Here is a 6,755-nt window from a genome sequence, read left to right as displayed (position 1 = left end):
CGGCGACGACCACTGCGTCCTGCGGAGCAACGGCGGTGACCTCACGCCACATCGAAGCCCAGGGCAGAAAGCCGCACCGTCCGGCACAACCGTGGAGCAGGAGGCACACTGCGTGGATTGGGCCAGATGATAACCACAGCCGGAGCAATAGGCGGCGCCGTGCGTCTCGGTACGGCACCTAGGGCAGACCAGTTGCCGGGGTGTGGTGGGGTCGTAGCTCTGCCCGGCTTGCTGCCCGGCGGCGTACGCCCGCTGCGCCGCCATGTCGTTCAGACCACGCTGCTGGGCTGCCATGGCTTCGGCTGCGGTGTCGGGGGCACAGTGCAGGCACAGCCCCTGTGCCGCGTTCCAGCAGCGCCCGCAGACGTAGTTGGTGCAGCGTGCGCAGCGGTTGAAGTGTCCTTGCGCGTTGTTGATCGCCCGCTCGAAGGCTTGGTCGCGGGCGGGCCCCCAGCCGGCTCCCGCCAACCCGTCGGCTGCGGACGTGACCCCTCGGCCCGTACTGCCCATCAGGCTCCAAGCCAGGTCAGCCCCTTTCCTGAGCCAGCTGGCAGCCCGTTCACCGGTGTACGCCTCGAAGGGAGAACGCCAGGTGTCATAGCAGCGCGAGCACGAGAACTCGAACTGGAAGCCGGCTCCTGTGCCGTTGCGCTCGCACAAGTCACGGTAGTTGTTGCTGAAGTAGATCTCGCCGCTCACGTGGTCCCCCCCACAGATCAGGCCATCGGCACACTGCAATACGACGCCGGCGGAAGGCTACTGGTTCTAGCCACCGCCAGGGCAGTGGGGTGGTCCGACACCGGGAAACCTCGCGACTGGCAATTGCCTTTCGGAGTCACCGAGAATCGCAACAGAACGTTCGCCGTCCGCCGCCTGCGCGGATCAGCCGCCGACGGGCGGGCCGGTCTTCAGCCGCTGGTCGGCGGCGAGGGAGAGCTGCGTCCTGCCAAGCTCGGCGCAGTGCGGACGCACGACACCGGCCAGCCGCTCCGTACCCGGATCCTTCGCGCCGCCCGTCCCGTGCAGAAGGCGGGCGGCGAGACGGTCGGCGCCGGTCGGCGCCGTTCCAGCGTCGGGGCAGGGGGATGACCAAGGACCTGATGGTCAACCGCACCATCGCCCTCATGGCGATCGGTGAGCCGAAGTGGCCCGACTGCCCGCCGATCGACGACGACAAGAAGCTGAGCGCGGGTCAGTCGGAGAAGGTCTGCCAGGTCTTCCTGATCCCTGCAGGTGAGCAGCCGTGAGCAGCCTGCCTCGGTGCTGCTGTGGCAGGGCTTCAACAACGATCCGGTGCGCTGGCGGCTCCAGAACTGACGCCCCTGTCGTCAGCCCGCTCGGGGAAGATGTTCACCGCGGGCGCGGCGCCCCCTCCTCACGCGGGGGGGCCTTCCACGGTATTGGGCGTCATCTCCGCGGTTGCTGGGGCGCTGGAGAACAACGGCGGCGTGCCGATCCTTGTGCAAGGCCCGCGAAGACACGGCCGGCGCGGAGCTTCCGCCAGACGGCCCACCGGTACGGTCCCACCGCGCTGCCGCTGCCTCGCCAGAGCCTGTTCGGCATGCAAAGAGCTCTCCGCGCCGCGGACCCTCGCGTCGCCGGGCTCGCGCAGGCCCGGCCTGCGTCGTGGTCCGAAGGCTGTCCGGTCACCGGGCGCCGCCGGTGCCGGCTGGGCGATCCGGCAGCAACGAGCGGTCAGCTCGCGGCGGCAGCCAGGGCGGCGCGCTCCTCACCCTTGCGCCGGGCCCGCTTGCCGTACAGGGCCGTCCACAGCGCGAGGGCGCCGAGGACCCCGTAGATCAGGACCGGGCTCAGGGCCACCATGGTGCCGGTGCTCAGCACATAGGCCAGCGCGATGCGGACCACGGCCTCCAGGCAGTAGGCGATGCCCCAGACCATCGTCATGGTCCTCATCGTCGTGCGGAACCCCTCGAACTGCCACAGGCCGTTCCACCAGGCGGTGCTCTGCGCCGTCCCGTCGGTGGCGAACTTGCGGCCGAAGTAGAACATCAGCGGGCGCGGCGCCGCCAGCGTCGCCAGACACAGCAGCCCGAAAAGCCCCGTGACACCCGAGTCCTTGATCAGCAGAGCGCGGGCCGAGTGTGCGCCGAAGAGGGAGACCGCAGCCGTGATCACGAGAAAGACCAGGGTGACGACGGCGAACTCGTCGAGCCGCCGCCGCCACACGAGGTGGACGGCGCTGTCGAGCACCGGCCAGGCACCGCTCACCAGCAGCGCGGAGAACTCGCTCCAGCCATGGTCGTGGAGCGCGTTGTACGTGAGGACCGGAGCGGCGACGTTAAGGCCGATGGTGAGGAACCAACCGCCGATGGCGGCGCCTTTCGACCGGGCAGGCGGCACCGGGCGCCCGTCGGTCGGTGCGGTCGGTGCGCCGGATGCGTTCCCTGCAGCCTGCGGCGTCGTGGTGTCCTGAGCGGGCACGGTGTTCCCCCTGAAAATACCTGAGAGAGTCTCAAGTGCTGATGGATGGCTGAAATCGCCTGGTGAGCATTGTAAGGAGAAGGTAAAGCAGGCATGGGGCAAGAAGACCTGCCCTCACGTCAAATGATCACCAAAACTGGCCGGAATGACCGATTCCGCCACGGGGTGGGGCCGGGGCACAGGCTGGTCCAGAGCTTCTCCCCGGTCACACAACTTCGAGCAGTGTTGCCCATACGGCTCTGCACCCTGCAGCAAGGCGAGTTGGTGTCCCGCCGAGTGGACTAGCCGGTCAAGGGCCGTGAACGCGCGGGCGCCTGCCCTGCGCGTGCACCCACTGCCGGCGCCTGCTCCCTGAACAAGGGCAGGCCACCGTGATGAAGATCCACGACACCGGTCTGTTCGTGACCACGGCGATGTCCAGGTCCGACCAGGCGGGCCAGGGCTCCCGCCGGTTCTTCCAGGACCGGCTGGATTTCCAGTTGGTGGGCCGGTCCCGCACCTAGTTCGGCGTGCTGCACGAGCTCGGCGCCGCCGGCCCCGGCGATCCGCTCTTCAGAGCCCTCACCCAGAAGGGCCAGCTGGTGAAGTATCCGGAGGGCCGCAAGCGTGGGGAGAAAATGCGCAAGGGCTTACCCGACGAACGGCTCCAGGTGCTCGCCGACCGCGCGGGCGTCCCGTACATCGACGGCAAAAAGGTCACGTCGCACTCGGTCCAGGCATGTGCGGTCATGCCTCCCGGTCGCGGTCACGCGCACGCGGCAGCTCGCTCACGTACTCGAAGCACTGGGGTGGGGCAAGCAGAAGCCCACTGCCGTCCGGCCGCTCCACCACACCAGGATCACTCCGTGGCGCGACCCTTCACAGGGCAGCCTCGGGAGCCGAGTCGCGGTCCAGAACGGCCTCGACGATCCTCATGAGCCGCTCACCCGCGTGCTCGATGCTTCCGTTCTGGGTGCTTACCTGGGCTCCTTCAAGGGCGAAGGTGATCTCCGCGGCCGCCTCGTCCGGATCGGGCAGCCCGGCCCGGGCGCACAGGTCAGCGAGCCGGCGCACCTGGCCGGCCTTGTGGGCTTCGATCAGACGACGCGCCGGGTGGGTGCGGTCGGGCAGTTCCGCGATGGAGTTGATGAACGGACACCCCCGGTGGGAAATCTCGGGAAGTCCGTCGGCGATGAACCGGGCCATCCCCAGGATCTGTGCCCGGGGCTCGTCGGGGTGTGCGTCCTCCAACTGGTCGAACACAGCGGTGTAGTCGGCCGCGACGATGCGGAGCCATTCCTCGACCAGCGCGTCCTTGGTCGCGAAATGGCGGTACAGCGCCATCTTGGTGGTCTCAGCCCGGCTGGCGATCGCCTGGACACCCACCGCCTTGATCCCCTCACGCGAGAAGAGCTCCTCCGCCGCGTCAAGGATCCGCTCCCGGGGCGGCAATTTGGCCACCCTGCTCTGCCTGCTGGCTCTGTCCATGTTCGCCGTACGGCCCCTCATCGGTCCGGTGGGGCGGTGCACCGCCCTGGCCTCAATGTTACGGTACCGATTAGTCCCGCACGATACCGAGCGGTCTCATCAGATACCAATCGGTCTCGCCGACCGGAATCGATTCTCGTGAATGGACGAAGATGAAGCTCTCCGAGTACGTGAGCTACGACGGCGTCGGCCTGGCCGACCTGGTGGCTCGCGGCCAAGTGACTGCCGCGGAACTCGCCTCGACCGCCCAGCTGGCGTCCGACGTGGTGAATCCGCAGATCAACGCTGTCGTCGAGACCTGGCCCGCACAGGACACGCCGGCTCCGGGCAGTACGCCACTGGCGGGGGTGCCCTTCCTGATCAAGGACCTCGCCGTCGCGATGGCCGGCAAGCGGGTGGAGCTGGGCAGCCGCATAGCCGCCGGAAACGTCGCCGGGGCCGACTCATCGCTCATGGCGCGCTTCCGTCGCGCCGGGCTGGTGACGCTCGGACGCACGGCGACTCCGGAGTTCGCATACAGCACCACCACGGAAGGCGTCCTGTACGGAGCAACCTGCAACCCATGGGACCCGACCCGTAGCCCTGGCGGCTCCAGCGGCGGCTCGGGAGCCGCCGTCGCCGCGGGCATCGTCCCGATCGCGCACGCCACCGACGCAGCAGGCTCCATCCGTGTCCCCGCCGCCAGCAACGGTCTGTTCGGGCTGAAGCCAACCCGCGGTCGGATCTCCATGGGCCCCGACACGGACGAGGTCTTCAACGGGCTCGCCGTCCACGGCGTCCTCAGCCGCTCGGTACGCGACAGCGCCGCGCTGCTGGACCTCGTCCATGGCCCCGATGCCGGTGACCCCTATTTCGCCCAGCGGCCGGAGCGGCCCTATGCGCAGGAGATCACTCGCTCCCCGGGAAGCCTGAGGATCGGCCTCCTTACGCGGCCCTGGGGCGGTCGGGCTGTCGACGGCACCGTCGTCGACGCCACACTCCGCTCCGCACGACTCGCCGAGTCCCTGGGGCACCGGGTGGAAGAGGTCCAGGTCGACCTCGGCGTCAGCTGGGAGGAATTCATCCTGGCCAATGCCCGCCTCTGGAGCACCAATCTGGTGACGTGGATCGACGGCTTCGCCGCGGCCTTCGAACGACCCGTCGACTCCACCACTGTCGAACCCGAGATGCTGGCCAGTTATGCCTACGGACAGCAGGTCAGCGGGGCCGAGTTCGTCCACGCACTCGCGATGCGCAACAGCGTCGCGCGCGCGATCGGCCAGTACTTCACCGGCTACGATCTGCTGCTCACCCCGACCCTGCCCGAACTGCCCGTCCCCTTGGGCACGTACGCCGAGGGTGCCGAGGGCGCCGACGGTCTCGGCTGGCTCGAGCAACTCTTCCAGCGCTCGCCCTTCACCGCCGCGTTCAATGTCGCGGGCACCCCCGCCATGTCCGTCCCCCTGGAGACCGACCTCGCCACCGGACTCCCCATCGGCATCCAGTTCGCCGCCGGATACGGACGCGAGGACGTCCTCTTCCGTCTCGCCGGACAGTTGGAACAGGCCGCTCCCTGGGCACAGCGGACCCCCGCCGTATGGGCGAGCAGTCACCACAACGCCTGACCGCGCTCCCCCTTGTCCTTCTGCCGCGGCTACCCGAGCGCAAGGCCTTCTGGTGTGAGAAGACCTCTCGCACACGGACGCCCATCACTCCAAGATCATCCCACTGCCCCTCTTGGGTCGCCTTGACTGGACCCCGACGAGCCCCAGCAAGATCAATCTCAACGGCACTTTCTGGACCTCAACTACTCACACCCGGTGACGTCCCCCATGCCTGTCATGTCGCAAAGAAGTTCCGGTCCGCGCCTTCACCGGAAGACAGACTCGCAAGTGGCAATCCGGATGGCATGATTCTGAGCCGCCCGGTGGGCCTTCAGCATCCGGCGGTCGATCGGGGAGAGCACAGAACCTTCCCCACCCGCCGGGGGCCGGTGGGGGTCAGCGGGAGAACTCGGCTCAGAGCCGGACCGGGCGCACCGGGCGGACCGGGAGCGCTTCGACGCTGTTGCCGATGAAGCTGCGCTGGCGGGGCAGTTCGGCCTCGGGGACGGCGAGGTCGAGGTCCGGGAAGCGTGTGAAGAGCCGTTCCAGGGCGATGGTGGCCTCGAGGCGGGCGAGCGGGGCGCCCACGCAGTAGTGCACGCCCTGGCCGAAGGAGAGGTGCCGGGCCACGCCGGGCCTGGTGACGTCGAAGCGGTCGGCGTCCGCGCCGTGGAAGGCCTCGTCGCGCCCGGCGGCGGTGTAGCCGGCGAGGACCGGGGTGCCCTGCGGGATTACGGTGCCCCCGAGGGCCAGGTCGCGGGTGGGGTAGCGGAAGGGGAACCAGCTGACTGGGCCGTCCCAGCGCAGCGTCTCGTCCACCACGTCCGACCAGGTGGCCTTGCCGTCCAGGACCAGCGCCAGCTGGTCGCGGTGGGTGCAGAGTGCCCGTACGGCGTTGCTGATCAGGTTGAGGGTGGTCTCGTGGCCGGCGACCAGCATCAGGCGCATCGTGCCGATGAGTTCGGCCTCGCTGAGCCGGTCGCCGCCGTCCTCGCGGGCGGCTATGAGGGCGCTGGTCAGGTCGTCGCCGGGGGCGGCCCGTCGGGCGGCCGCGATCGTGCCGAGCAGCTCGACGAGCTCGCGTACGGCGGCCATCACCTCCGCCGGGGTGGTGTCAGTGGCGATGACCACCGTGTAGGTGAGATCGTGCAGCCGGCCGCGGTGCTCGGGGTCCACGCCGAGCAGCTCGCAGATGACACTCATCGGGAGCGGGAGCGCGCCGGCTCGCCGGCCTCGGTGTCGGTCGCATCAGCCTCGGCTCGC

At 69.0% G+C, this 6,755-nt stretch carries 6 protein-coding genes and 1 pseudogene; 3 read left to right on the top strand and 4 right to left on the bottom strand.

All coding sequences use genetic code 11. From position 1 onward, the window contains the following. Positions 1-699, bottom strand: a 699-nt coding sequence (locus AB0H32_RS45550; protein WP_361134725.1) for a zinc ribbon domain-containing protein, incomplete at its 3' end; no start/stop codon positions are given. Between the two features lie 386 nt (positions 700-1,085). Here AB0H32_RS45550 and AB0H32_RS45545 point away from each other — a divergent pair. Next, positions 1,086-1,247, top strand: coding sequence for a hypothetical protein (locus AB0H32_RS45545; protein WP_361134722.1), 162 nt, complete (start codon positions 1,086-1,088; stop codon positions 1,245-1,247). Between the two features lie 448 nt (positions 1,248-1,695). Here AB0H32_RS45545 and AB0H32_RS45540 read toward each other — a convergent pair whose 3' ends face one another. Beyond that, the gene (locus AB0H32_RS45540) at positions 1,696-2,442 is read right to left on the bottom strand and encodes a VC0807 family protein (protein WP_361134719.1); all 747 of its coding nucleotides are present in this window, start codon (positions 2,440-2,442) and stop codon (positions 1,696-1,698) included. 374 nt (positions 2,443-2,816) lie between these two features. On the opposite strand from AB0H32_RS45540, the gene AB0H32_RS45535 reads away from it, so the two are divergent. Then, complete coding sequence (locus tag AB0H32_RS45535; protein WP_361134716.1) at positions 2,817-2,945, top strand: hypothetical protein; 129 nt, start codon at positions 2,817-2,819, stop codon at positions 2,943-2,945. 355 nt (positions 2,946-3,300) lie between these two features. Here AB0H32_RS45535 and AB0H32_RS45530 read toward each other — a convergent pair whose 3' ends face one another. Next, the gene (locus AB0H32_RS45530; RefSeq protein WP_361134713.1) at positions 3,301-3,909 is read right to left on the bottom strand and encodes a TetR family transcriptional regulator; all 609 of its coding nucleotides are present in this window, start codon (positions 3,907-3,909) and stop codon (positions 3,301-3,303) included. A gap of 152 nt (positions 3,910-4,061) precedes the next feature. On the opposite strand from AB0H32_RS45530, the gene AB0H32_RS45525 reads away from it, so the two are divergent. After that, on the top strand, positions 4,062-5,513 hold the full coding sequence (locus tag AB0H32_RS45525) for an amidase (protein WP_361134710.1): 1,452 nt from the start codon (positions 4,062-4,064) through the stop codon (positions 5,511-5,513). 393 nt (positions 5,514-5,906) lie between these two features. On the opposite strand, the pseudogene AB0H32_RS45520 reads toward AB0H32_RS45525, so the two are convergent. Then, positions 5,907-6,719 (bottom strand): annotated as a pseudogene (locus tag AB0H32_RS45520) (cytochrome P450); the annotation flags it as partial. Positions 6,720-6,755: the final 36 nt, after the last annotated feature.

This window comes from Streptomyces sp. NPDC020362, from assembly GCF_040642095.1.
Lineage (GTDB): Bacteria > Actinomycetota > Actinomycetes > Streptomycetales > Streptomycetaceae > Streptomyces.
Note: the sequence above shows the minus strand (reverse complement) of the source record. Positions and strands in the feature narration are given on the sequence as shown.

What these genes read in the sequence shown, in the direction of transcription:
- AB0H32_RS45545 (WP_361134722.1), top strand. Translation starts at nt 1,086, where the DNA reads ATGACCAAGGACCTGATGGTCAACCGCACCATCGCCCTCATGGCGATC.
- AB0H32_RS45535 (WP_361134716.1), top strand. Translation starts at nt 2,817, where the DNA reads ATGAAGATCCACGACACCGGTCTGTTCGTGACCACGGCGATGTCCAGG.
- AB0H32_RS45530 (WP_361134713.1), bottom strand. Translation starts at nt 3,909, where the DNA reads ATGGACAGAGCCAGCAGGCAGAGCAGGGTGGCCAAATTGCCGCCCCGG.
- AB0H32_RS45525 (WP_361134710.1), top strand. Translation starts at nt 4,062, where the DNA reads ATGAAGCTCTCCGAGTACGTGAGCTACGACGGCGTCGGCCTGGCCGAC.